A 25,113-nucleotide genomic window follows, 5' to 3' on the forward strand; every position below is an offset into this window, starting at 1 on the left:
GCGCCGTTGCCTCATTAACCTCAAATGAAAGAAACAATCTACACTTCGCAGTCGCCCCTGCAGGCCCCGCGCACTTTTCTGCGTGACGTGCGGGCCGATGTGGGGGTGGTGTATCGCATTGGCTGGCAGCTTTTCCTGCGCAATCTGAAGGTGCAGGCTCGCCAAAGCCTGCTGGGTTACACCTGGATGCTGCTGCCCCCACTGGTGGCCGGGCTGGTCTGGATTTTTCTGGGCCGCGCGCAGGTGGTGCAGGTGGCCACCGGCGGGGTGCCCTACCCGGCTTTCGTGCTGGCAGGCGTGTTTCTGTGGCAGGGCTTCGTGGAGGCCCTCAACTGCCCGCTGCAGCAGCTCAACGCCACCCGCGCCACGCTGGCCAAGGTGCGCGTGCCCCACGAAGCCTTTGTGACGGCCGGCGCCGCCGTGGTGGTTTTCAACAGCTGCGTGCGCCTGCTGGTGCTGCTGGGCGTGCTGCTCTGGTTCGGCGTGCCGCTGACGGGCACCCTGGCTCTGGTTCCGCTGGGGCTGGGGCTGCTGTTGACACTGGGCCTGGCCCTGGGCTGGCTGGTGGCGCTGCTGGGCCTGCTCTACGCCGACGTAACCCAGGCCCTGCCCGTGGTGCTGAACCTGTGGTTTTTAATTACGCCCATCGTGTACACGCTCCCCGTCGGCTTCGGCCAATGGCTCAGTCTCAACCCCGTGGCGCCCTTACTCACTACCACCCGCAGCTGGCTGCTGACGGGCCTGCCGGCCCCGGCGCCGGGCTTTGGAATAGTAGCGGGGCTGACGGGCATCTTCTTCATCCTCAACTGGCTGGTCTACCGGCTGGCTCAGCCTCACCTCATTGCCCGCCTCTGATGATTAGCCAGTTGCCCCGCACCTTGGTAGCCCGCTACGCGTCAACTGCCCTGAAGCGCCTCCTGCGCCGCACCTGGCGGCGGGTGCAGCGGCTACGGGGGCGCGCCGCAGCCCCACGCCTGCTGTTCGCCTTCGGCGGGCGTACGCAGTACGCCCCGGGCACCGGCCGCGAGTTGTACGCCCACGAGGCCGCTTTCCGGGCCACCATCGATGCGTGCGAGCGAATCACCCAGCAAGAGCTGGGCGGCCCCTCTATTCTCGGCCATTTCACCGGGCCGCCCGACCCCGATTTCTTCGCCAGCGAGGTCCGCCTGATGCATACCAGCCTGGTGATGCAGTTAGCACTGGTGGACCTGTGGCGGGCACTGGGTGCGCAGCCCACGGCGGTGCTGGGGGTCAGCCTGGGAGAAGTAGCCGCCGTGTATGCCGCCGGAGGACTGAGCTTGACCGATGCCTTACGTGTCGGCCTCTGCTATTGCGTAATAAGCCAGGTAACGCAGCCCGACTACACGCTCTTGGTCGTCAACGGTAGCTTTGAGCAGGTGGGGCCCCTGGCCAGCAAGTGCCCCGTGGAGCTGTTCGTCGTCTTGATTACTAATGCGGATTCCTGCCTGACTTTTTGCCCGAAAGTCAGCGTGGCAGAAGCCCAGCAGCATCTGATGGCGCACGGCATTACCAGCGCCGCGCCGGCCACGCAGCTTATCTGGCCCTACCATTCGCCGGTCCTGGCGCGGCACTTGCCCGCGTTGCGGCAGCCGCTGCAAGGCCTGCAGCCTCAGCCCTTGGCGTTGCCCTGCTACCTGAGCACCACGGGCCGGCAGCTGGCGGCAGGCACGATACTGGGGCCGGAATACTGGCTGGCCCTGATTCAATACCCGGTGAATGTAGCCGGTGCCCTAGGCGCTGCACTAGCCGATGGCTATCAACTGATTAACCCCATCGGCGCCGACCCGTTTCCCTTTTTGTTCGAGCCCGCCCAGCGGGCCGTGCTGCAAACCGTTCAGCTGTTGCCCGGCCTGCGCGCCACCGAACCCGAACGGACTACTATTGCCAACAGCCGGCAGCGGTTGGCCGAGCGGGGTCTGGTAAGTCCGGTGCCGCAGCCGGCCCCCGCCTTGGGCCCACCGGAGTTCATCGCCCGGTTTTCGCTGGGTGCCCTCGAAGCCCAGGCCGACCCCTACCCCGCCTACGCGCATTTGCGGCAGTGGGGCGGCCTGCAGTTTCTGCCCGCCGAACAGGGCTGGCTGATCCTGGACACCGACTTGATCAATAAAGTCCTGCGGGAGCCACTGGTGTTTTCGAGCACCTTTAATTCCGATTTCGACAACGAGCTGATTGGGGCTGACCCGCCCACCCATACCACCAACCGCCTGCTGATGCAGCCCTTCTTCGCTCCCAAAGAGTTGGCGGCCCTGCGCGGATTCACGGAAGCAACTCTGGCTGAGCTGGTCGATGACTTACACACCCGTCCGCTCTTCGATTTTGTGACGGACCTGGCCATTCCACTTACCCAGCGTGTGAGCGGGCAGCTAATGGGCCTGACCGCACCGGAGCTCCGGCAGCTGCAAAGCTGCATGCCCGGCCACGCCTACCAGCTCAACTATATGGCTGAGCTAACCGGCTTTTTTACCGACTACCTGCAGCAGCGGGAGCCGACCGACCAGCCCACCATGATGAACCACCTGCTCACCCTTATCCAGGCCGGGGAGCTTTCGCAGGCGGCGGCGCTGAGCTTGCTCAAAACCATGTGGCTGGCGGGTATTGCCACCAGCAGCATGCTGATGAGCAATGCCACGCACTACTTGCTCAAGCACCCCCTGGTGGCCGAGCAGTTGCGGGCCAACCCAGCGCTCATCGATAATTTTATCGAGGAAATCCTGCGCTTGGAGCCCCCGCTCAGCGCCTTTTGGCGCATCAGCACCCAGGCCGTAACCCTGGGCGGGCACGAGCTGCCGGCCGGGGCCCGGGTGATGTGCAGCATCGTGGCGGCCAACCGCGACCCGGCGCGGTACACCCAGCCCGATGAGCTCGACCTGAGCCGCCGCCCAACCCGGCACCTATCTTTTGGGGGCGGCATTCACGCCTGCATCGGGGCGCACCTGGCCCGGCTGGAAGCCCGCATTCTGGTGCAGTGGGTGCTGGCGCAAGGCTCCAGCCTTCGCCCAATTAACCCCTCGGCGGTGCCCACCTACTTTCCAACGCCCATTTTTCGCGCGCTGAGTAGCTTGCCCGTTACCCTACAGCCCGTTGCCTGATGCTTTCCTCGTCCCCGGATGCCGTGGTTACGGTGCGTAACCTCTCCAAAAAATTCTGCACCCACTTTCGCACTTCGCTCTGGTACGGACTGCGCGATATTGCGGCCGAAACCTGGCCCGGGGCGCGGCCACCTGACAAACAGCTGCGGCGCAATGAGTTCTGGAGTCTCCGTGATGTGTCATTCGAGCTGCGCCGCGGCGAAGCCCTGGCCATCATCGGAGCCAATGGGGCGGGCAAGAGCACGCTGCTCAAGCTGCTCAACGGCCTCATCAAGCCCGACGCCGGCTCCATCCGGATGCGCGGGCAGGTGGGGGCACTCATTGAGCTGGGGGCGGGGCTCGACCCGGTGCTGAGCGGCCGTGAAAACATCTTCGTGCGGGCGGCCCTGCTGGGCTATTCGCGGGCCCGCACCCTGCCGTTGCTGCCGGCCATCATCGAGTTTACGGGCCTGGGCGAGGCCATTGAGATGCCGGTGCAGTTTTACAGCTCGGGCATGGTGTCGCGGCTGGCTTACGCGGTGGCGGCGCACTTCCACCCCGATGTGCTGCTGGTGGATGAAGTGCTGGCGGTGGGCGACATCGACTTTCAGCGCAAGTGCATCAACCACATGCTGGGTTACCTAGCAGGCGGCGGCTCGCTCATTCTGGTATCGCACCAGCCCTACCACATTCAGGCGGTGTGCCAGCGCGGCATTGTGCTCGAAAAAGGCCAGGTGAGCTTCACCGGCTCGGCCACCGATGCGCTCGACCACTACTTTACCCGGCAGCTGGCGGCGCAGGCCGCCCGCGAGGCCAATAGTTCCGCTGTCGTTACGCTCAGCGAAGCGCACCCGGTAGCCATCATGGAAGTGAGTTTGGCGGGCTCCGGGGCAGCCATGCAAGTCGGCGATGCTCTGACCTTGAGCGTGAACTACCAGGCCCTGCGGACGATGGAAAACGTCGGCTGGGGCTTTTTCATTTACACCAAAGATGGCAGCGTGTGCATCACGGGGGCTTATCAGCCGCACCCGCTGGTGCTGCAGGCCGGGGCGCACGCGCTGGCCTGCCAGCTGCCCCACCTGCCGCTCACCGCCGGCGAGTACCTGGTGAAAGCCGTAATCTTTCACTTCGAAGGCCTGCAGCCGCTGGCTTTGTGGGGCTGGGATAATGCGCCCAGCCGACTGCGCCTCGAGGATGCGCCCAGCCTCCACAAAAACGTCCATAATATGATGCAACAGCTGATTACCATCGACGCGGAATGGAACCAATAAGCCCCGCCATCCTCGACGCGGCCATTTCCCGCGGGCTGGATTACCTGCAGCAGCACCAGTACCCCAACGGCGAGTTCTGCGTGTACTGCGCGGCCGACGCCCCCATGCTGGGCTGGACGCTGCCCGACAGCGCCATCTTCCCCACGGCCCTGATTGCCGGCAGCCTGCTGCACCTGGCCGACGACCCGCGCGCCGACGCCATGCTGGCCCTGTCCACGGACTTTTTCCAGTATCAGATGGCCCACGGCGGGCTGTGGAATCACTTTACGCTGCTGCACCGCTGGCGCTACCTGTGCCCGCTCGATGTGGACGACACCTGCTGCATCTCGGCCGTGCTGCGCGCGCGCGGGCTGGGCTGGCCGCCACCCGGCAACGAGCCGCTGCTGCTGGCTAACCGCACCCGCCAGGGGCTGTTTTACTCCTGGTTCTTGCTGCGCCCACGCTGGAACGCCAACCGCACCTACTGGCGCGTGACGCTACCCGAGTTGCTGCGGCCCCTGCAAAGCATAAAGTTCTGGTATGGCGTGGAGGCCAACCGCAACGACGTGGATGGGGTGGTGAATGCCAACGCCTTGTACTACCTCGGTGAGCGGCCCGAAACCCAGCCCATCATCGACTTTCTGCTGCGCATCATTGCCGAGGGCCGCGAGGCCGACTGTGACCTGTGGTACCGCGACGCGCCCATCGTGTACTACTTCTTCGCCCGCACCTACCCCCTCTGCCCCACCCGCCTCGAGCCCCTGCGCCAGCCCATCATCGACCGCATTTGCGCCGCCGCCAAGCCCGACGGGCGCCTGGGCGAAACCGTGGTGGACACAGCCCTGTCGGTGTGCGCCCTGCTCAGCCTGCAGGCCGCGCCGCCCGAGCTAGCCGGGGCCGTAGCGTTTCTACTGCAAACCCAGGAAAGGCCCGGCCACTGGCCGCGGTGGCTGGTGTACTACGGCGGGCCGAAAAAGCGGATGGGCTGGGGCTCGGAGGAAATTACTACCGCCTTCTGCCTCGAAGCCCTGGCCCGCTACCGGGCCGCGCAGGCTGGGGGCTGAACGGCTTGCCCAATGCAGCCGCACCTGCTTCGGTGTGCGGGGCATTCCAGCAGCTCCTAGCGGGCCAGGTCACCGGATTCGCCTACCCCGGGCCGTTATTCTATGCCGGGCAAGCGGCCGCGTAGAACTACCCGTTTTAACCGAACCCGTGGTTCTACGCTGCCGCAAGACCTTCATTACCTGTTGCTTTGACCTATCGTTTCACCTCATTCATTTTGTGTCATGGCACAACCGACTTACGAAGTAGCCGAAGCTCCCGGCGAAATTACCATCACGGCCACCGACGTGGCGCTTATCGATCCAACTCCGCGCGTTGCGCCTGCCGCGGAAGAAATGAGCGTAACGGGCTCCTCCAGCGACTCATTCTCCATCACGGTATCGGGCATGGGGCAGCTTACCGGTTTGGCCTACACCGTGCCGGCCCACTCCAGCGGCACCATAAAGGCCAAGCTGCAGGTTACGGCCATGTCGAGCCAGGATGTGAAAGACCTCAACGAGCTGGCCCTGGGCATGCTGTCGGCCTCGTACCGCGAGCAAATCAAGGAGTACGAGAAGACCTCCGCCAGCGCCAACCTCTCGGTGTGGACGTGGTTTTTCGGCGGCGGCGGGGCCTCGGCTTCGTACGAAAAGACCCGCGAAACCATGCAGTCGAAGGGCCTGACCGAAGCCCAGGTAGACACGCTGATGGAGACCTTCCTGGAGCGGGCCTCGCGCATGAACACCGTGGAGATTAACTTCTTCGTCAACAACCTCAACAACGACTACTCCGTGTCGGGCGACCTGTACCTGTACACCGTGGCAGGCTCGATTCAGACCGCAAAGGGCACGCAGCAGTACCGCATGCTGGCCGATCAGGCCGCGGCCGGTGGCCCGCCCCCCACGGGCGGCGGCGCCCCATCCTCCGGCGTGATTAAGCTGTAGGGCCGCAGGGCCAGGCGGCGGGAACTTCACCTTCCCTCGGTCGGCTCCTTTGAATAAGTAGGAACCGGCTGTTTGCCGCTTCTGCTTCTGCAAAACCCCGGCTGCGCCAACAGCCGGGGTTTTTCCGTGTCTGAGCAGGTCGCGGAGGCAACTACTTGTGTTTGCTCCTGCTTTGGAAAAGACGAGGAGTCTGGATACCTGGCGCTCCTTGGGGTTCCCTGCTGGTTACAAAGCCGGCATTGTTCCCGGGGTTCAGCCCCTGAGCCGACCTAACTAACCAGCTTCCAGCGCCGCAGCGGTCAGCCCCTCGCCTACCAGTCCCCGGGTTCCCACACTCCAGGCGCCGCACAAGGCGCCGTAGCGCAGGCAGGTCGGCAGGGGCTTATTCTGCAGGTAGCCGAACAGAAAACCGGCGAAGAAACTATCACCCGCGCCGTTCGCATCCACCACGACCGGCACCGGCTCGGCGGGCTGTTCCAGCCACTGGCCCGCCGCAGTGAGCAGCGTAGCCCCGGCCGCGCCGTGCGTACACACGACCAGCTGCTTGCCCTCGGCCACCAGCCGCTGCATCACCGCGCGGTAGTCCGGCAGGTTGTCGGAGCTGAGGTGAATGTACCGGGCCGCGTCGATGAAGGACTGGTGGTAGGGGTTCTGGCCGTCGTAATCGTGCAGGTCGGTCCAGACGGGGTACGGATAGCCCTGCAGCAGGGGAATGAACTGGCGGCAGTAGGGAATGATGTTCAGCACCACGCACCGACTCCGGCTCACCAGCTCGGTTACCGCTGCCAGGTCGAAGGCCAATTCCTCCGACGATTGGGTTACGAACAACGAGATGCGCCGGCCGGTGGCGTCCATCAGGTTGATGTGCCGCTCGGTGCCGGCGGGGTCCAGGTGGTAGCGGAAGTCCACGCCCTGGGCTTGCAGGTCGGCCACGATGTGGCGCCCGAAGGCATCGTCGCCGAGGGCGGAATACAGGGTATTGGCCAGGCCCAGCCGCGTCAGCGCCAAGGCCTTGCCCGCGCCAGTGGAGCCGGTACCCTCGTGAAACGGGGCCGAGTGGATGGTTTGCGGAACCGGGGAAGGCAGGTGGGGTAGCGTCACGACGTGGTCGAACGTAGTGCCGCCCAGAATGAGCACGTGGGACATACAATGGCAAATAAGCGAGCTACGTCGAAACCGGCTGGTCCGCGCCGGTTTCGACGTAGCTCGCAGGAAACAGGCCGCTTAAAACTGCACGTTGTAGAGCTGGTCGAACTGCCGCTGCTGCAGCCGCCCCGGCGCCAGGCGCAGCAGGGTATTGCGCAGCGCGGCCAGCAGCGGATTGGTGGTCTGCGCCACCTCTCCCACGCGCCGCGACTGGCGGATAAGGGCCCCGGTGCGGGGCAGGCGCTGGCGCTCAAACTCCTGAAAGGCCTCCCGCACCCCGGATTGCTGCCGCAGAATAGCGCCCAGCACGACGGCGTCTTCCAGGGCCTGGCAGGCACCCTGGCCCAGGTTGGGCGTCATGCCGTGGGCCGCGTCGCCTACCAGCAGCACGTTGCCGTAGGCAAAGCGGTCGAGCGGCTCCAGGTCGTAGATGTCGTGGTGCAGCAGCTGCGCCGGCGTGGTGCGCGCCAGCACCGCCGGCACCGGGTCGTGGAAGTGCTGAAATTGCTGCTGCAGGTCGGCCAGCGTGTAGGCCTTGAACGCGGGGCACTGGGCGGGTCCGGCGAGGCAGGCAAACCAGTAGAGCTGCCCCTGGCGCAGGGGCACCAGGCCGAACCGGCCCGCCGGGTCCCAGGTTTCGAATGCGCCCGGCACGTCAAGGTCGGGCGCGTCGACCACGGCCCGCCAGCAGCTGTAGCCGGCGTAGCGGGGAACCGAGTGGGGCACCAGCTGGCGGCGCAGAGCCGACTGGATGCCGTCGGCCACCACCAGGTAGGGCGTTTGGTGCAGGCTGCCGTCCTGAAACGCCAGCTGCACAGCGTTGCCGTCCTGGATCAGCCCAATGGCCTGCTTGCCGGTATGGATGGGCACGTCGCCCAGGGCCTGCAGCAGCGCCTGGTGGAGAGCCGCGCGGTGAATGGCGAAGTTGTCGAGCCCGTACCGGGCGCTGACGGCGCGGCTGTCGGTGTGGGTGAGCACGGTGCCGCGGCGCGCCTGAATGCGAAAGTAGGGCAGCGCGCGGCCCAGCGGCACCACCTGCTCGGCCAGGCCCAGCGCGGCCAGGGCTTTGATGGCGTTGGGCGCCAGGCCCAGGCCGGCGCCGGCGGCCCGCACGGCGGGAGCGGCTTCAAAGAGTTCGGGGTCGAAGCCGGCGCGTTTCAGGGCCACGGCCATTGCCAGCCCGGCAATGCCCGCACCCACAATGCTGATTTTCATAGCCTTGGTGAGGTAGAAGCGAAGTATGCCGCAAAACTAGGGGGCGGGCCGCCGGGCCGGTTTTACATATGTTAAGTAATGGCGCCCGCTGCCTTATTTTGCCGCCCCATTCGCCCGCCATGCCCCAGCCCCTTTCGCCCCTCACCGCCACCCTGCACCAGTTCAGCCCGCTCCCGGCGGCGGCGGCCACCGCGCTGGACCAGTGCGTGGCGCGGCGCGAGGTAGCGCGCAACGCGGCCCTGCTGGCGGTGGGTGAGGTGTCGCGGCACCTGTATTTCGTGCACACGGGGCTGGCGCGGGTGTTTTACTTTCACGAAGCGGTGGACGTGACCGACTACTTCGCCATCGACCAGCAGTTCATCGGCGCCGTAGCCAGCCTGTTCACGGGCACGCCTTCGCACAAGGGCATTCAGGTACTGGAAGATTCGGTGGTGTACGCCATTGCCTACGCCGACCTGGAGCGACTCGGCGCGCAGTTTCACGAGGTGGAGCGGGCCGGTCGCTTGCTGGCCACCTTCGGCATGCTGGAAGGGCAGCAGCGCATCGAAAGCATCCGCTTCCACGATGCGGCCCGGCGCTACCAGGAGTTGGGCGATAAGTACCCCGGGCTGCTCAACCGCTGCCCCCTGAAGCACATTGCCTCCTACCTGGGCATTACCCAGGTCAGCCTGAGCCGCCTGCGCGCCGCGGCGGCCGCTACCCAGGCGGCCACCCCAAAGCGCAGCTGAAATCGGCCCGACTGCCGGCCTGCGCCAGCTGCCCACCAATGCCTGGGCCAGACCTGACTGCAGTAGAAACAGTCAGGCCGTTACTCGCTTCCCAGCCACACCAACGAAAAAGCCCGTTTCCAAGCTGGAAACGGGCTTTTCTGCAGAGGAGGAGGGATTCGAACCCCCGGAGGTGTTACCCTCAACGGTTTTCAAGACCGCCGCAATCGACCACTCTGCCACTCCTCTGTGGCGGGTATTCACAAAAAAAGGCTTTTTCGGCGACCCGGAAAAGCCTTTTTGCAGAGAGGGGGGGATTCGAACCCCCGATACCCTTGCAGGTATAACGGATTTCGAATCCGTCGCATTCGACCACTCTGCCACCTCTCTGTGACCCAAATGTTGAGTGGTTTGGGACGGCAAAACTAGTCGGCCGGGGTGGTTGACGCAACAGTTCGGCGCAAAAAAATTTACCCGGCGCCCGCCCGCGGCAGCATCTGGCTTGCTGCCAGCCCAGTACGTTGTCAGGCCGAAGCCGCGGCCCGGCGCAGCTGCCGGCTCTGGCCCCGGCCGGTCAGCTCGTCGACGCTGATGTTGACCTCGAAGCCCAGAATCAGGGTCATGCACACGAAATCCAGCCACACCATGAAGCCCACCAGCGTGCCAATGGAGCCATAGAAGTTGTTGTAGCTGTCGAAGATGCGCACGTAGAGGGCAAAGAGCAGCGACACGAGCAGAATGAGCACCGTGGCCACCACCGCGCCGGCCGAGAGAAACGGCCAGCGGCTTTGCACCGCGGGCACGTAGTAGTACACGGCGCAGGTACCGAAAAAGAACAGCCCCGCTACCGAGCCGTACTTGAGCAAACCCAGCAGCAGCCCGGTCAGCCGCTCGGGCACGATTTCGTAGTACACCAGGGCATCGACGATGTAGGTGCCGAACAGCAGGGCCACCACCGTAAAGAGCAATGCCACGGCCAGGCCCACGGTGAGCACCGTGGCAATGACGCGCTTGCGCAGGTAGCTGCGGCGCCGGAAGATGCTGTGCTTTTTGTCGAAGGCGTCGAGCAGGGCCATGATGCCGTTGGAGCTCAGCACCAGGGCGGCCAGAAAACCAAACGAGAGCAGCCCGCCGTGGGGAATGTTGACGATGTCCTCGATGGTGTCGCGGGTGGCCGCGTACATCTCGCGGGGCATGATGTCGCCCAGGAACTGCAGAATATCCTGGTTGAGACCCGGCACCGGAATGTAGGGAATGAGCGTGAACAGGAAGATGATGGTGGGAAACAGCGCCACCGTGAAGTTGAAGGCCATGTAGCTGGCCCGCTTGGTGAGCGAGTCGAGCTTGAGCTGCTGCAGCAGGGTGTCCACCACGTCGTACATCGACACGCGCCCGCCCTGAAAGCGCATGGCGCGCAGCCAGGTGATGAAGCGCCGGTAGGTGCGGGTGCGCCGGGAGTTAATGAGCCGACGGTAGCGGTTGGGCAGGTTCATGGTGCAGTTGCCGGTTGCCGGTTGTCGGTTACGAGTTGCCAGGACCAACGTCAGCGCGAACCGTCAACCCGCAACTGACAACTGATAACTTAACTAAAGTACGGCCGGATGCCGTCGAGCACGTGCGGGGGAATGGCGGTGGGGCGGCCGGTGGCGCTGCTCACGAACACCATCAGCGTGGAGCCCTCGGTGAGCAGCTCGTCGGCCTCGTTGTAGATTTCGTACTCGAACAGCACCCGCGAGCCTTCGGGCATCTGGCGCAGGAGCATGCGCACGCGCAGCAAATCGTCGTAGCGGGCGGGGCGCTTAAACTTGACGCGCAGCTCCCCCACCGGCATGCCCACGCCCTCGGCCTCCAGCTCGCGGTAGCTAATGCCCAGCTGGCGGAACGCCTCGGTGCGGGCTACCTCGAAGTACGCGGCAAAGTTGCCGTGGTACACGTAGCCCATCTGGTCGGTTTCGGCGTAGCGGACGCGGATGTGGGTGTCGGAGGAGAACATTCGTTTTTCGTTGTTCGTTTTTTGTTTTTCGTTGCGGTTCCGCCCTCCGGCATCAGTGCCGAACAACGAACAACGAAATGACTACTTCATGATTCCCGAGCGGGTGAGGGCGGCCTGGTAGCGGCGGGCGTTCAGGATGTGGTCCCGCTCGTTGGTGGCGAAGGCGTGGTAGCCGCTGAAATCCTCCTTGGCGCAGAAGTACAGGTAGTTGTGCTGCTCGGGGCGCAGCACCGCGTCGATGCTGGCAATGCTGGGCAGGTTGATGGGGCCGGGCGGCAGGCCGGCGTACTTATACGTGTTGTAGGGCGAGTCTTTCTGCAGGTGCACGTTCAGCACCCGCCGAATGCCAAAGTCGCCGTTGGCGTACACCACCGTGGGGTCGGCCTGCAGCTTCATGCCGCGCTTGAGGCGGTTGAGGTACACGCCCGCCACCCGGGGCCGCTCGTCGGCGTGCTGCTGCTGCTCGGCCTCCACGATGCTGGCCAGGGTGCTGACCTCGGCACGGCTCAGCCCCTGGGCCTTGGCCTGGGCGTCGCGGGCGGGCGTCCAGAACTTCTCGTATTCCTGCTTGAGGCGCTGCATCACCTTCTGCGGCGGGGTGGTAAAGTACAGCTCGTAGGTGTTGGGAATGAACATGGTCAGCAGCGCCGTGGTGTCGCGGAAGCCCAGGGACTGGGCGTAGGCGTTGCTGCTCAGCAGCGAGTCGAACTCCTGCGGGCGGGCAGCGAAGCTCTGGCTGAGCTTGCCGGCCAGATCGCGCCGCAGGCGGATGTTCTGGAAGGTAAGCTTGAGCGGGGCCTGAATGCCGCGGCGCAGGTCGTTGATCATTTGCCGGTTGGTGTAGCCATCCTTGAGCTCGAAGCGGCCGGGCTTCACCAGCTGGTCGTACTTCATGAGCTTGGCCACGAAGTGAAACGAGAGCTTGTCGATGATGACGCCGCTGGAGTCGATGCTGTTCATCACCGATTTGTAGCTCTGGCCCGGGCGCACCAGCACGTAGGCGGGGCGGCCCTTGGTTTCGACGTTGGGCGTGAAGAAAATCTGGTAGGCGTAGTAGGAAAACGTCACCAGCAGCACCCCAAGGATGCCCAGCGGGTAGGCAAAGCGGTTGCGGCGACGGGTGGCGCGGGCGCGGTACTCGGCAGGAGTGGGCATTTGCAATGATTAACGAAAATATAATCTTGGCGGAAGCCGGGACAACCATTTGGGCGGCCGGCTCGTTTCCGCGTAGATTTGACCCGCCAAAAGTAAGGTCTTCTTCCGTTGTCAACCCTTTTTCCTTTTACCATGCTTCATTCCTACTCGCGTTTTGCTTCGCGCAGCGCTGCCGCCTTGGCACTTCTGCTGAGCGTAGGTGCTTCGGTGGCTCAGGCCCAGGGCCCCTCGCCCATCAACCTCACCGCTACGCCCTACACCGAGAACTTCGACGTGATGACGGCCGGCGGCACCACCTACCCCGACGGCTGGACGGGTATCCGCCTCTCGGGCACCGGCGTGGCCAACGAAACGCTGGCCCCAGTGATTTCCGATGGCAACAGCACCTCGGGCGCCGTGTACAACGTGGGCACCACCAACGCCAACGACCGCGCCCTGGGCTCCATCGCCTCGGGCTCGACGGTGCCGGTTTTCGGCGCCGTGTTCTCCAACCAGACGGGTGCGGCCATCACCCAGCTGTTCGTAGCTGGCCGCGCGGAGCAGTGGCGCTCGGGCTCGAACAACACCCAGAACGAGGTACTGGCTTTTGAGTACAGCCTCGACGCCACCAGCCTGAGCACCGGCACCTGGACGGCCGTAACTAACCTGAACGTGACCGAGCCCAACAACGCCGACGTGGGCGGCACGGCCCTCGACGGCAACCTGGCCATCAACCGCGCCGCGTTCAACAGCTCCATCACCCTGAACTGGCCCAGCAACACCACCCTGTGGATCCGCTGGAAAGACGCCAACGACTTCGGCACCGACGCTATGCTGGCCGTTGACGACCTGACGGTAAGCACCAGCGCCATTGCCAGCGCCCGCCGCAACACGGCCAAGGCCAACGTGAGCGTGTTCCCGACCGAAGTAAGCACCGTGCTGAACGTGCAGGTGGACGGCCGCAACGCCAAAGCCCTCGTTACCATCTCCGACCTGATGGGCCGCAAGGTGCTCAGCACCACCGCTGCCGAAGGCCGCGTGAACGTGAGCAAGCTGCCCGCCGGCAGCTACGTGGTGGTAGTAGGCGAAGGCAGCGAAGCCAGCACCCACAAAATCATCAAGCGCTAATTTCAGCCGGGTCCCCGGACCCACCGCTGAGTGCTGACAAGCCCCGACCCACCCGGTCGGGGCTTGTTTTTTTGCCGCTTGCCAGCGCCGTTCAACCGGCCTAGCTGCTCGCCGCCAATTATGCGTATGTTGCTATTCCTCGATCAAATAGACTTGTATGCCGACCTCTGACGCGCTGGCCCGCCGGGCCCTGCTACTGCTGGGATTGGGCCTGAGCACCCGGGCGACCCAGGCCCAGCTGGTAACGTTTTCGTTTGCCAACGCCAGCGGCGCCGAGGTTCAGCTGCCCCCCGATGCCCAGCCCGCCGGCGCCCTGGTGGCGCCCATGACGCGCGGTCCGGGCGTAGCGGTTTCGCTGGCCAGCAACTCCATATCGGCTACTGGCTGGACGCTGGCCGCCGCGCCCGATACGGCCGACTACTTTGCCCTGCGCCTGCAGCCCCTGGCCGCCGCCCGGCTGCGCCTCGACAGCCTGCGCTTCGATGAGCGGCGCTCCGGCTCGGGCATCCGGGCCTGGGCCCTGCGCTCCAGCCTCGACGGCTTCAGTGCCGACCTCGCCGCTGCCCCCGTGCCCGATAACACCGACACCCGCACCGACTGGCAGGTAGCGCTGCCCGCGGCATTTGCCTCCCTGGCAGGCCCCGTGGAATTCCGCCTCTATGGCTACGGCGCCGAACAGGGCTCGGGCACCTGGCGGCTGCACAACGTGCGCTTGTATGGGGCGGTGCGCCTCGCCTCCGCCAGCCGGCAGGCGGCTGCGCCGCAGCTGGCGGTATATCCACTGCCCGCCGGTCCTCACCTCACCGTCAGCAGCCCGGCGGCTGGCATAATGACGGTGTTCGACGCGCAGGGCCGGGCAGTGTTGCGGGCCCCGGTGCTAGCCCAGCAGCCGCTGCGGCTCGACGTGCGGCACTGGCCCGCGGGCCTGTACGTGCTGCAGCTGCAGCTGCGGGAGAGCCGCAGCACGCAGCGCTTTAACAAGCTCTGACCAGCTCCTGCGACCGATGCGGCCGCCGCGCAGCAGCCGGCCGCGGGACAACCTACCGGCGTACTTGCGCGTCATAACGGTATTTCGTAATTACCCGGCTTCTTCCACCCTCATCCGCGAAACCCTATGGCCCAGGCTCAGCTGCTGCGTATTCACCCCGAAAATCCGCCCCAAAACCGCATTCAGCAGGCCGCAGAGGTGCTGCGCAACGGGGGCGTCATCATCTACCCTACCGATACCATTTACGGGCTGGGCTGCGACATCACCAACGCCCGGGCCGTGGAAAAGCTCTGTCGCATCCGCGGGCTCAAGCCCGACAAGGCCAACCTCTCGTTTATCTGCTCCGACCTCTCCCACATCAGCGACTACGCCCACGGCATTACCACGCCGGTGTACAAAGTGCTGAAGAAAGCGCTTCCCGGCCCTTTCACCTTCATTTTCGAAGCCAGTGCCAAGGCACCCAAGTACGGCGGCGTGAAGCGCCGGACCGTGGGCATCCGCATTCCCGACAACCCTATAGCTCTGGCCCTAGTGCGCGAGCTGGGCAACCCCATTGTGAGCACCTCCATTCACGACGACGACCAGATCATTGAGTACTCGACCGACCCCGAGCTGATTTACGAGAAGTACCGCGTGCTCGTCGACCTGGTTATCGACGGCGGCTACGGCAACAACGTAGCCAGCACCGTGGTCGACTGCACCACCGAGGACTTCGACGTTATCCGCGCCGGCGCCGGCGACATCGAGCAGTACCTGTGATTGGGCGAGAAAGTAACAGGTGACGGGTAACACGTAATAAGGTTGGCTGGACTGACCTATCACGTGTTACCTGTCACTCTTTTTTCAGCTTCCAGCGGCGGTGCGACCAGAGGTACTCGGCGGGGCGCTCCATGATGTCGCGCTCAACGCGCCGGGCAAACGCCTCGGTAATGGGGTGCTCCGCCAGATTCAGCGGAGCTGTGCCGTCGTAAATTTCATCCAGCGTGATGGTGCAGTAGCCCCGCCTCACCTTGCGGATGCTGGCGTAGAGCACCGGGCACTGATACGTGACGGCCAGGCGGTCGGAGCCGGTGAAGAAAGCCGTGTCCTGGTTGAGCGTGCGCGTCCAGTAGGCGTAGCGACTCTTGGGCGGGCACTGATCCGAGAGCATGCTCAGCGAGCGGACTTTGCCGCGGTTGGCTTCCATGTCGCGCATGGTTTCGCGCATGGGAATCAGACCAGTACCCAGGCGGGTGCGCAGCCGGTACACGAAGTACTCGAAGAACGGGTTGCTGAGGGGCTTGTACACGCCCACCACCTGGCCGGGCCAGCGCTGGGCACCCGCCGGGGCAATCCACTCCCAGTTGCCGTGGTGCGAGCCCAGGCACATGATGGTGCGGCCCTTGGCGAAGTAGGCGTCGCCCAGCTCGGGATTGGTGATGACCACGCGCCGGTTGAACTCGGCGGGGCTGATGGTGGCCAGCTTCAGAATCTCGACAATGGTATCGGCAAAGTGGCGGTAGAAGCCGTGGGCAATGGCCCGCACCTCGGCCTCCGGTTTGTCGGGAAACGAGTTGCGGATGTTGCCGAACACCACCCGGTGGCGGTAGCGCAGCACGTAGCGCATCAGCAGGTAAAACCCATCGGCCACCACGTAGAGCACCGGCATGGGCAAACGCGACAGGCCCAGCAGCAGGGCCTCGACGGGCAGGTAGTACCACGCAAAGTTGCGCGTGGGCTTGGGGTGATTCATCGGGGCAAAGATGCACCCTCGGGCGCGTACTCCTGCGAGCGGCGCTGCAAACTACCTTTCTGCGTGGCCAGCACCTTGCCGGCCGCGTTGCGCACCTCCACCGTGAGCGTGTAGGCCCCGGCCGGCAGCGGCCCCAGCGGCAGCTCACCCGCAACCGGCGTGGGCCGCCCCGACTTGGTTTCGGCAATGGCCGCGTCGGCGTCGGCTGCGGCACCCTCCTCCGACTCGAGGTGATAGTGCAGCTTCAGCGGCTGGCCGCCCGGCACCTGGTACAGCTCGAGGTAGAAGTACAGCTGCTCGGCCCCGCGGGCGTAGTTGCCGCCGGGCGTGCGCGTGAGCAGGTAGTTGCCCCTGGTGAAGTTGCTCTGCGCAGTGGTCTGGCTGGCGGGGCGGGCCAGAAACACAAGGTCGCTGAGCACGGGGCCGCTGGCGGCGAAATTCAAGGCCAGCGGCTGCTCCACCCGCGTCGGGGTGGCACTTTTACGGTACTGGTCGCGCAGCTCGCCGCGCACGGTGTACTGACCCGCCGGCAGCGTAATGCGTTTGAGAAAGCTCTGCGGGTTTTTCAGGTCGATGGTGGTGTCGCCAATGACCGGGGGCTTGAGGGTGATGGTTTCGGAGTAAGCGGCCTGCCCATTGGCTTTCAGCACCTGCAGCGTAACCACGGCGGCGGCCTGAAAGCTGCCAGGTGCGCGCTTGACGTAGATAAGGCCGTTGCCGGGCACGGTGGCGTAGATTTCCACTTCGTAGTTGTTGCCCGCGGCCAGGGTACGAAACCGGGCCACGTCGAGCAGCAGCTGCGGGGTGGCAGCCATGGCCGCCGAAGTCAGCACAAGCAAAAGGGGCAGAAGCAGACGAAACAGCATAAGCAGCAAAGCAGTAAGCACAGGCACTAACGCGCCTACAACGCAAAAAGGTGGCCGAAGTGTCCGCGGCGGCCCGCGGCCGGGCCGGCGCAGCGCAATAATTATGGATTCCGGCCGTATTTCGCATCCTTGTTTCTGTCAACCCGACCGGCCGCCCGCGTTGTCGGCCCGGCCCCGCTCCCCCAGTTGCTGCCCATGTCCACCGTGTTGTTTGAGCTGCCCTACTGCCCGCCCGCGGCATTTTTTGCCGAGCTGCTCACGGCCGAGCGGTTGGTACTGGAGCGCCACGAGAACTACCGCAAGCAGACTTACCGCAACCGCTGCCTCATTCTCACGGCCCAGGGCGTGCAGCCCCTCACAGTGCCGGTCATCGACGGCAACCGTTCCGAAAAAGCGCCCATCGACGAGCTGGCCATCGATTACCGGCAGAACTGGGTACACCGCCACTGGCGCACCTTGCAGACGGCCTACGGCAACAGCTCGTATTTCGAATACTACGCCGACTACTTGCACGACATTTACGTAAGCAGGCCCGAACGGCTCTTTGATTTCAACCTGGCAATGCTCCAGCTGCTGCTGCGCTGCCTGCGCCTCACCCTGCCCGTTGCGTTTACTACCGAGTGGCACCCGCGTTACCCCGCCGGCCAGCTGACGGATCGGCGGGATTGGCTTAGCCCGAAAGCCCTGCCTGACAGCCCGTCAGGCGCGGGGCTGCGGCAAGGCTACCGGCAGTGCTTTGGCGCGGGCTTTGTACCCGGCCTGAGCGTGCTGGACCTCTTGTTCGCGGTGGGTCCGGCGGCCGGCACTTTTCTGGTGCCCGCATCCAGTGCCGGGGGCGAACAAGGTGCCGAACCTTTGACCCAAACGGCCGGTTTAATACCTGACATCCGGTAACACTCTCCGGGCGCGCTTGCGCCTGACCGGATTCTTTCTCACCTTATCTGCATGGAAGCGAAATTCTCAAACCGCGTCAAGGAAGTCATTTCCCTCAGCCGGGAAGAGGCAATCCGCCTTGGCCACGACTATATCGGTACCGAGCACCTGTTGCTGGGGATGATTCGCGAGGGCGAGGGCACGGCCATTGCCCTGCTCAAGAAGCTGGGCGTGTCGGTGGAGGAGCTGAAATACGCCCTCGAGCAGGCCACCCGCAACACTGCTACCCAGGGAATCAGTATAACGGGCAGCATCCCGCTCACGAAGCAGACGGAAAAGGTGCTGAAGATTACGTATCTCGAAGCGAAAATCTTCAAGAGCGAAATCATCGGCACCGAACACCTGCTGCTCTCGATTCTGCGCGATGAAGACAACATTTCTTCCCAAATCCTGAGCAAGTTCAACGTGAACTACGAAGCCGTACGCGATTCGCTGGATTACCACGGAACCGGTAGCACCAGCCAAAACCCCACTTCGGGCCCCTCCGACACCGACGACGACGACAACGACAAGCTGTTCGGCTCGTCCAAATCGTCGGCCGGCACCACCAAGAAACCCGGTGAAAAATCGCGCACGCCCGTGCTCGACAATTTCGGCCGCGACCTGACCAAGCTGGCCGAAGACGACAAGCTGGACCCTATCGTGGGCCGCGAAAAGGAAATTGAGCGCGTGGCCCAGATCCTGTCGCGCCGTAAAAAGAACAACCCCATTCTCATCGGTGAGCCCGGCGTGGGTAAAACGGCCATTGCCGAAGGCCTCGCCCTGCGCATCGTGCAGAAGAAGGTCTCGCGCGTGCTCTTCGGCAAGCGCGTGGTCACGCTCGACCTTGCCTCGCTGGTGGCGGGCACCAAGTACCGCGGCCAGTTTGAGGAGCGCATGAAGGCCGTGATGAACGAGCTGGAAAAGTCGCCCGACGTGATTCTGTTCATCGACGAGCTGCACACCATTGTGGGCGCCGGCGGGGCCAGCGGCTCGCTCGACGCCTCCAACATGTTCAAGCCGGCTTTGGCCCGCGGCGAAATTCAATGCATCGGCGCGACCACGCTCGATGAGTACCGGCAGTACATCGAGAAAGACGGCGCCCTGGCCCGTCGTTTCCAGATGGTGATGGTGGACCCCACCACGCCCGAGGAAACCATCGAGATTCTGCACAACATTAAGGACAAGTACCAGGACCACCACCACGTGGTGTACACCGACAAGGCCATTGAGGCCTGCGTGAAGCTCTCGGACCGCTACATGTCGGACCGTTTCCTGCCCGACAAGGCCATCGACATCCTCGACGAGGCCGGCGCGCGCGTGCACATCAACAACATCGTGGTGCCTGATGACATCGTGAAGCTGGAAGCCAGCATCGAGAACATCAAGGAGGAGAAAAACCGCGTGGTGAAGTCGCAGAAGTACGAGGAAGCCGCGCAGCTCCGCGACAAGGAGAAAAAGCTCCTCGAACAGCTCGACCAGGCCAAAAAGAACTGGGAAGAGGAAACCAAGAAGAAGCGCTACACCGTGAAGGAGGAAAACGTGGCGGAAGTTATTGCCATGATGACCGGCATTCCGGTGAGCCGCGTGGCCCAGAACGAAAGCGCCAAGCTGCTCAACATGGGTGAGGAGCTGAAGGGCAAGGTAATCGGCCAAGACAAGGCCATTGCCCAGCTCGTGAAGGCCATCCAGCGCACCCGCGTAGGGTTGAAAGACCCCAAGAAGCCCATCGGCTCGTTCGTGTTCCTGGGCCCGACCGGCGTGGGTAAAACGGAGCTGGCGAAGGTTCTCGCTACCTACCTCTTCGACAAGGAAGATTCGCTGGTGCGCATCGACATGTCGGAGTACATGGAGAAGTTCAGCGTATCGCGCCTGGTGGGCGCGCCTCCCGGCTACGTGGGCTACGAAGAAGGCGGCCAGCTGACGGAGAAAATCCGCCGCAAGCCGTACTCGGTAATCCTGCTCGACGAGATTGAAAAGGCGCACCCGGACGTGTACAACCTACTGCTGCAGGTGCTCGACGACGGCATCCTGACCGACGGCCTCGGCCGCAAGGTGGACTTCCGCAACACCATCATCATCATGACCTCGAACATCGGGGCGCGTGATCTGGCCGACTTTGGCGTGGGCATCGGCTTCGGCACGAAGGCGCGCCAGGACAGCATCGATGACCTGACGAAGAGCACCATCACGAACGCCCTGCGCAAGACTTTCTCGCCGGAGTTCCTGAACCGTCTGGACGACGTAATCGTGTTCAACGGCCTGCAGAAGGAGGACATCTTCAAGATCATCGACATCTCGCTGGCCAAGCTCCGCAGCCGCATTCAGGCCCTGGGCTACCGCATCGAGCTGACCGAGTCGGCCAAGACCTTCGTAGCTGAGAAAGGCTACGACCCGAAATACGGTGCCCGTCCGCTGAACCGCTCCATTCAGAAGTTCATCGAGGACCCCATTGCCGAGGAAATCCTGAAAGCCCAACTCTCGCAGGGCGACGTGATTGAAGCCACGCACGAGGAAGGCAAGGAGGAACTCACCTTCACCTCGCGCAAGAGCGACGAAGCCTCTACCCTGGCCAGCGACGAGCGGCCGGCCGAAACGCCGGAAACGCCCGAAGGCAAGGAAGGCAAGGGCGAGTAAGCTTTGCCGATTGATTGAAAGCAGAACGGCCGGTTGCGCAAGCAGCCGGCCGTTTTTGTTGTAAACTGATTTCCTCCGCAACTCGGCTTTTTTGTGGCCGCGGGTTACCTTTGGCTCCCATTTCCCTGACTTTTCCCCTCTCCTGCCTGATATGTCCGATCCGCACGCCGACCCGACGCTGAGTGCCCTCGAAATCCTGGAAAAGAAGAACGCCGAGGCCCTGCTGGGCGGTGGCCAGGACCGCATCGACGCCCAACACAAAAAGGGCAAGCTCACGGCCCGCGAACGGCTCGACCTGCTCATGGACCCAGGCTCCTTTGAGGAAATCGGCAAGTTCGTGATGCACCGCTCCAAGGACTTCGGCCTCGATAAGGAGTACTACCTCGGCGACGGCGTCGTAACGGGCTACGGCACCATTAACGGCCGCCTCACCTACGTTTTCTCGCAGGACTTCACGGTTCTGGGCGGCTCGCTTTCTGAGACGCACGCCGAGAAAATCGTCAAGATCATGGACCTGGCCATGAAAAACGGCGCCCCGGTTATCGGCCTGAACGACTCGGGTGGCGCCCGCATTCAGGAAGGCGTGGTGAGTTTGGGCGGCTACGCCGACATCTTCTACAAGAACACCCTGGCCTCGGGCGTGGTCCCGCAGCTGTCGGCCATTATGGGCCCCTGCGCGGGCGGCGCGGTGTATTCGCCGGCCATTACCGACTTCATCCTGATGGTGGAAAACACGAGCTACATGTTCGTGACCGGCCCCAACGTGGTGAAAACGGTGACCCACGAAACCGTGACCAGCGAGGAGCTGGGCGGCGCCAGCACCCACTCGACCAAGAGCGGCGTAACCCACTTCACGGCGCCCAACGAGGTGGCCATCATTCAGCAACTCAAGCAGCTGCTGAGCTACCTGCCGCAGAACTGCGAAGACACGGCCCCCAGCTACCCCTACGAGCCCCAGGGCGACGAGCTGCGCCCCGAGCTCGACCAGATCATCCCCGAAAACCCCAACCAGCCCTACGACATCCGCGAGGTCATCCACGGCATCATCGACGCCGATTCCTTTATGGAGGTGCACCAGAACTTCGCCGAGAACATCGTGGTGGGCTTTGCCCGGCTGGGTGGGCGCAGCATCGGCATCGTGGGCAACCAGCCGGCCATTCTGGCGGGCGTGCTCGACATCAACGCCTCGACCAAGGCGGCCCGCTTCGTGCGCTTCTGCGACTCGTTCAACATTCCGCTGCTGGTGCTCGAGGACGTGCCCGGCTTTTTGCCCGGCACCGACCAGGAGTGGCGCGGCATCATCACCAACGGTGCCAAGCTGCTCTACGCCTTCTGCGAAGCCACCGTGCCGCGCATCACCGTCATTACCCGCAAAGCCTACGGCGGGGCCTACGACGTGATGAACTCGAAGCACATTGGCGCCGACATGAACTACGCCTGGCCCACGGCCGAAATTGCGGTGATGGGCGCCAAGGGGGCGGCCGAAATCATCTTCAAGCGCGAGATAGCCGCCGCCGACGACCCCGAAGCCAAGCTGCAGGAAAAGGTAGACGAGTACCAGCGCAAGTTTGCCACGCCCTACCGCGCCGCCCACCGCGGCTTCGTGGACGAGGTGATTCTGCCCTCGCAGACGCGCCAGAAGCTGATCCGGGCCTTCAAGATGCTCGAAAACAAGGTGGACCAGCTGCCCCGCAAAAAGCACGGCAACATTCCGCTCTAAATCGGTCCATCTTCTTTCCCCGAATCATGTACGCTTCTATTGCCGATTTCGCAGCCGACTGGCAGTTTGAAACCGCCGCCACTGTCCGCGTGCTGGCTGCTCTTACCGATGCCTCGCTGGCCCAGCTGGTGGCGCCCGGCGGCCGCAGCCTAGGCCTGGTGGCCTGGCACATTACGCAAAGCCTGACGGAAATGCCGCATACGGCCGGTATTGTGCCCGCCGACGAGCTGCACGGCCAGGCCGTGCCCGTTAGCGCCCAGGAAATTCATGACACGTACCAGTGCCTGGCCCAACGGCTACCCGCAGCCGTTACCGCGCGTTGGACCGACGAGCAGCTGCGGGACCTGGTGCCCATGTACGGCGACAACTGGGCCAAAGGCACGGTGTTATCCGTACTAATCCGGCACCAGGCGCACCATCGCGGCCAGCTCACGGTACTGATGCGCCAGGCCGGCCTGCGGGTGCCGGGCGTATACGGCCCGGCCCGCGAAGAATGGGCTGACCTGGGCGTATCTGCCCCGGCCTAACTCTCCATTTTAGCCTCCTTATTTCATGCGCAAAGAAAGCTTCGACTTCCTCGAGAAATACCTCAATACCCACTCTCCTACCGGCTTCGAGAAGGAGGGCCAGAAAGTGTGGCTGGACTACCTCAAGCCCTACATCGACGAGTACTTCGTGGACACCTACGGCACGGTGGTGGGCGTGGTAAACCCCGAGGCGAAGTACAAGGTCGTCATCGAGGCGCACGCTGACGAAATCAGCTGGTTCGTGAACTACATCACGAAGGAAGGCTACCTCTACCTACGCCGCAACGGCGGCTCCGACGCCCTGATTGCCCCTTCCAAGCGCGTCATCATTCACACCGCCAAGGGTCCGGTGCGGGCCGTGTTCGGCTGGCCGGCCATTCACGTGCGCAAGGTGGAGCAGGACAAGGCCCCTACCATCGAAACCATCTTTCTCGACTGCGGCGCGTCGTCGGCCAAAGAGGTGGAGGAAATGGGCATTCACGTGGGCTCGGTGGTGACCTTCGAAGACGAGCTGATGCAGCTCAACGAGAAGTTCCTGGTGGGCCGCGCCCTCGACAACCGCGTGGGCGGCTTCATGATTGCCGAGGTGGCCCGCAAGCTCAAGGAAGCCGGCAAAACCCTGCCCTTCGGCCTCTACATCGTGAATGCGGTGCAGGAGGAAATCGGCCTGCGCGGGGCCGAGATGATTGCCCACAAGATTCAGCCCGACGTGGCCATCATCACCGACGTGACCCACGACACCCAGTCGCCCATGTACGAGAAGAAAACCTCGGGCGACATTCACTGCGGCAAGGGCCCCGTGATAACCTACGGCCCGGCCGTGCAGAACAACCTGCGCGACCTGATCATTCGCGCTGCCCAGGAAGCTGAAATTCCCTTCCAGCGCGCCGCCGCTACCCGCGCCACCGGCACCGATACCGACGCCTTCGCCTACTCCAACGCCGGCGTGGCCTCGGCCCTGATTTCGCTGCCGCTGAAGTACATGCACACCACCGTGGAAACCGTGCACGAGGCCGACGTGCAGCACGTCATCGACCTGATTTACGAGTCGCTGCTGCGCATTGAAGACCAGCACGACTTCCGCTACTTCAAATAGGCGCTTTCTCCTTGTCATCCTGAGTACAGCCAAGGACCTTATCACGCCCGAACAAGTCGTTCAGCAGTGGTAAGGTCCTTGGCGTTGCTCAGGATGATATTTTTTATTCGCCATGCCTTCAACTCCGCCTTTCATCCCAACCCCGCTGAACGTAACCGACCAGATGAACCGGCGCGTGGCGGTGCCGTTGCCGCCGCAGCGCATTGTGTCGCTGGTGCCTTCCCAAACTGAGCTGCTGTTCGACCTGGGCCTGGGCAGTCGGGTGGTGGGCCTCACCAAATTCTGCATTCACCCGAAAGAAGCCCGCTCACAGGCTACCGTTATCGGCGGCACCAAGAACTTCCACTTCGAGCGCATTGCCGAGCTGAAGCCCGACCTGATCATCGGCAACAAGGAAGAGAACTACCAAGCGGGCATCGAGCAACTGGCCGCGCAGTACCCGGTGTGGATGAGCGACATCTTCACCCTGGACGACTCGCTGCGCATGATGCGGCAAGTAGGCTTGCTTACGGGCCGCTCGGCCCAGGCCGAGGCGCTGGCGGCTGAGGTTGCGCGGAGCTTCGCCGAGCTGCCGCCGGTAGCAGAGCCGGTTTCAGCCGCGTATTTTATCTGGCGGCAGCCCTACATGGTGGCCGCCGCCGGTACGTTCATCGACGATCTGCTCCCCCGAGCTGGCTTCCGCAACGTGTTTGCCGACCGCGGCCGCTACCCCGAAATCGGCGCCGACGAGCTGGCCAGGGCCGCACCGCAGGTGATTCTGCTCTCGTCGGAGCCCTACCCCTTCGCCGCCAAGCACGTGGCCGAGTTCCAGGTTATCTGCCCGCAGGCCCGCATCGAAATCGTCGACGGCGAGCTGTTCAGCTGGTACGGCAGCCGCCTGCGTCACTCCGCGGCCTACTTCCAGGAGCTGCGCTACCGGCTGGGCATAACCGGTTGATTAGCCTTCAGCGGCAACGCAAGAAGTAAAGGCTAATGACCACTAGCATTT

22 protein-coding genes and 2 tRNA genes are annotated in these 25,113 nt (G+C 63.8%); 15 read left to right on the top strand and 9 right to left on the bottom strand.

What is annotated here, in order from left to right; all coding sequences use genetic code 11:
- Window positions 1-24 precede the first annotated feature (24 nt).
- The 5 genes from ACE191_RS09215 (at window position 25) to ACE191_RS09235 (ending at window position 6,324) form a co-directional block, all read left to right on the top strand.
- The gene (locus ACE191_RS09215) at window positions 25-855 is read left to right on the top strand and encodes an ABC transporter permease (protein ID WP_400191909.1); all 831 of its coding nucleotides are present in this window, start codon (window positions 25-27) and stop codon (window positions 853-855) included.
- Window positions 855-3,110, top strand: coding sequence for a cytochrome P450 (locus tag ACE191_RS09220; RefSeq protein WP_400191910.1), 2,256 nt, complete (start codon window positions 855-857; stop codon window positions 3,108-3,110). Before ACE191_RS09215 ends, ACE191_RS09220 begins: the two co-directional genes overlap by 1 nt.
- Entirely contained in the window at window positions 3,110-4,360 is a 1,251-nt protein-coding gene (locus ACE191_RS09225) for a polysaccharide ABC transporter ATP-binding protein (protein WP_400191911.1), read from the top strand. The genes ACE191_RS09220 and ACE191_RS09225 overlap by 1 nt, the downstream gene beginning before the upstream one ends.
- The gene (locus ACE191_RS09230; protein ID WP_400191912.1) at window positions 4,348-5,403 is read left to right on the top strand and encodes a hypothetical protein; all 1,056 of its coding nucleotides are present in this window, start codon (window positions 4,348-4,350) and stop codon (window positions 5,401-5,403) included. Before ACE191_RS09225 ends, ACE191_RS09230 begins: the two co-directional genes overlap by 13 nt.
- A gap of 222 nt (window positions 5,404-5,625) precedes the next feature.
- Window positions 5,626-6,324: a hypothetical protein gene (locus tag ACE191_RS09235; RefSeq protein WP_400191913.1), complete on the top strand. Its 699-nt coding sequence runs from the start codon at window positions 5,626-5,628 to the stop codon at window positions 6,322-6,324.
- A gap of 273 nt (window positions 6,325-6,597) precedes the next feature.
- Here ACE191_RS09235 and ACE191_RS09240 read toward each other — a convergent pair whose 3' ends face one another.
- Together ACE191_RS09240 and ACE191_RS09245 are read right to left on the bottom strand one after the other, a co-directional pair.
- On the bottom strand, window positions 6,598-7,470 hold the full coding sequence (locus tag ACE191_RS09240; RefSeq protein WP_400191914.1) for a carbohydrate kinase family protein: 873 nt from the start codon (window positions 7,468-7,470) through the stop codon (window positions 6,598-6,600).
- A 78-nt stretch (window positions 7,471-7,548) separates the two neighbouring features.
- The gene (locus ACE191_RS09245) at window positions 7,549-8,685 is read right to left on the bottom strand and encodes an FAD-dependent monooxygenase (RefSeq protein ID WP_400191915.1); all 1,137 of its coding nucleotides are present in this window, start codon (window positions 8,683-8,685) and stop codon (window positions 7,549-7,551) included.
- Between the two features lie 119 nt (window positions 8,686-8,804).
- Here ACE191_RS09245 and ACE191_RS09250 point away from each other — a divergent pair, with 119 nt between their 5' ends.
- Window positions 8,805-9,413, top strand: a complete 609-nt coding sequence (locus ACE191_RS09250; protein WP_400191916.1) for a Crp/Fnr family transcriptional regulator — start codon at window positions 8,805-8,807, stop codon at window positions 9,411-9,413.
- A gap of 143 nt (window positions 9,414-9,556) precedes the next feature.
- Here the strand turns inward: ACE191_RS09250 and ACE191_RS09255 are convergent.
- The 5 genes from ACE191_RS09255 to mltG form a co-directional block, all read right to left on the bottom strand.
- Window positions 9,557-9,641, bottom strand: a tRNA-Ser gene (locus ACE191_RS09255).
- Window positions 9,642-9,695: 54 nt separating this feature from the next.
- A tRNA-Ser gene (locus ACE191_RS09260) sits at window positions 9,696-9,782 on the bottom strand.
- A gap of 134 nt (window positions 9,783-9,916) precedes the next feature.
- On the bottom strand, window positions 9,917-10,885 hold the full coding sequence (locus tag ACE191_RS09265; RefSeq protein ID WP_400191917.1) for a YihY/virulence factor BrkB family protein: 969 nt from the start codon (window positions 10,883-10,885) through the stop codon (window positions 9,917-9,919).
- Window positions 10,886-10,974: 89 nt separating this feature from the next.
- Entirely contained in the window at window positions 10,975-11,385 is a 411-nt protein-coding gene (locus ACE191_RS09270) for an acyl-CoA thioesterase (RefSeq protein ID WP_400191918.1), read from the bottom strand.
- A gap of 81 nt (window positions 11,386-11,466) precedes the next feature.
- Complete coding sequence (mltG, locus tag ACE191_RS09275) at window positions 11,467-12,540, bottom strand: endolytic transglycosylase MltG (protein ID WP_400191919.1); 1,074 nt, start codon at window positions 12,538-12,540, stop codon at window positions 11,467-11,469.
- 132 nt (window positions 12,541-12,672) lie between these two features.
- Here mltG and ACE191_RS09280 point away from each other — a divergent pair, with 132 nt between their 5' ends.
- The 3 genes from ACE191_RS09280 to ACE191_RS09290 all read left to right on the top strand — a co-directional run bounded on the left by ACE191_RS09280 (window position 12,673) and on the right by ACE191_RS09290 (window position 15,394).
- Window positions 12,673-13,647, top strand: coding sequence for a T9SS type A sorting domain-containing protein (locus tag ACE191_RS09280; protein ID WP_400191920.1), 975 nt, complete (start codon window positions 12,673-12,675; stop codon window positions 13,645-13,647).
- Window positions 13,648-13,804: 157 nt separating this feature from the next.
- Entirely contained in the window at window positions 13,805-14,635 is an 831-nt protein-coding gene (locus ACE191_RS09285; protein WP_400191921.1) for a T9SS type A sorting domain-containing protein, read from the top strand.
- Between the two features lie 126 nt (window positions 14,636-14,761).
- Window positions 14,762-15,394 carry an L-threonylcarbamoyladenylate synthase gene (locus tag ACE191_RS09290; RefSeq protein WP_400191922.1) on the top strand — a complete coding sequence of 211 codons (633 nt, stop codon included), beginning with the start codon at window positions 14,762-14,764 and terminating at the stop codon, window positions 15,392-15,394.
- A 73-nt stretch (window positions 15,395-15,467) separates the two neighbouring features.
- On the opposite strand, the gene ACE191_RS09295 is transcribed toward ACE191_RS09290, so the two are convergent.
- Both ACE191_RS09295 and ACE191_RS09300 read right to left on the bottom strand, forming a co-directional pair.
- A complete protein-coding gene (locus ACE191_RS09295; protein ID WP_400191923.1) occupies window positions 15,468-16,367 on the bottom strand; it encodes a lysophospholipid acyltransferase family protein in 900 nt (299 codons plus the stop codon).
- On the bottom strand, window positions 16,364-17,233 hold the full coding sequence (locus ACE191_RS09300) for a hypothetical protein (protein WP_400191924.1): 870 nt from the start codon (window positions 17,231-17,233) through the stop codon (window positions 16,364-16,366). The genes ACE191_RS09295 and ACE191_RS09300 overlap by 4 nt, the downstream gene beginning before the upstream one ends.
- 195 nt (window positions 17,234-17,428) lie before the next feature.
- Between ACE191_RS09300 and ACE191_RS09305 the strand changes: the two genes are divergently transcribed.
- The 6 genes from ACE191_RS09305 to ACE191_RS09330 all read left to right on the top strand — a co-directional run bounded on the left by ACE191_RS09305 (window position 17,429) and on the right by ACE191_RS09330 (window position 25,062).
- The gene (locus ACE191_RS09305; protein WP_400191925.1) at window positions 17,429-18,127 is read left to right on the top strand and encodes a WbqC family protein; all 699 of its coding nucleotides are present in this window, start codon (window positions 17,429-17,431) and stop codon (window positions 18,125-18,127) included.
- A gap of 51 nt (window positions 18,128-18,178) precedes the next feature.
- The gene (locus ACE191_RS09310) at window positions 18,179-20,782 is read left to right on the top strand and encodes an ATP-dependent Clp protease ATP-binding subunit (RefSeq protein ID WP_400191926.1); all 2,604 of its coding nucleotides are present in this window, start codon (window positions 18,179-18,181) and stop codon (window positions 20,780-20,782) included.
- Window positions 20,783-20,933: 151 nt separating this feature from the next.
- On the top strand, window positions 20,934-22,502 hold the full coding sequence (locus ACE191_RS09315) for an acyl-CoA carboxylase subunit beta (RefSeq protein ID WP_400191927.1): 1,569 nt from the start codon (window positions 20,934-20,936) through the stop codon (window positions 22,500-22,502).
- Between the two features lie 26 nt (window positions 22,503-22,528).
- Complete coding sequence (locus ACE191_RS09320; protein ID WP_400191928.1) at window positions 22,529-23,029, top strand: DinB family protein; 501 nt, start codon at window positions 22,529-22,531, stop codon at window positions 23,027-23,029.
- Between the two features lie 25 nt (window positions 23,030-23,054).
- Window positions 23,055-24,125 (top strand): M42 family metallopeptidase, encoded by a 1,071-nt coding sequence (locus tag ACE191_RS09325; RefSeq protein ID WP_400191929.1) that lies wholly within the window; start codon window positions 23,055-23,057, stop codon window positions 24,123-24,125.
- Between the two features lie 112 nt (window positions 24,126-24,237).
- The gene (locus ACE191_RS09330; protein WP_400191930.1) at window positions 24,238-25,062 is read left to right on the top strand and encodes an ABC transporter substrate-binding protein; all 825 of its coding nucleotides are present in this window, start codon (window positions 24,238-24,240) and stop codon (window positions 25,060-25,062) included.
- Window positions 25,063-25,113 lie beyond the last annotated feature (51 nt).

It is taken from the genome of Hymenobacter sp. B81, assembly GCF_044628455.1.
Classification (GTDB): domain Bacteria; phylum Bacteroidota; class Bacteroidia; order Cytophagales; family Hymenobacteraceae; genus Solirubrum.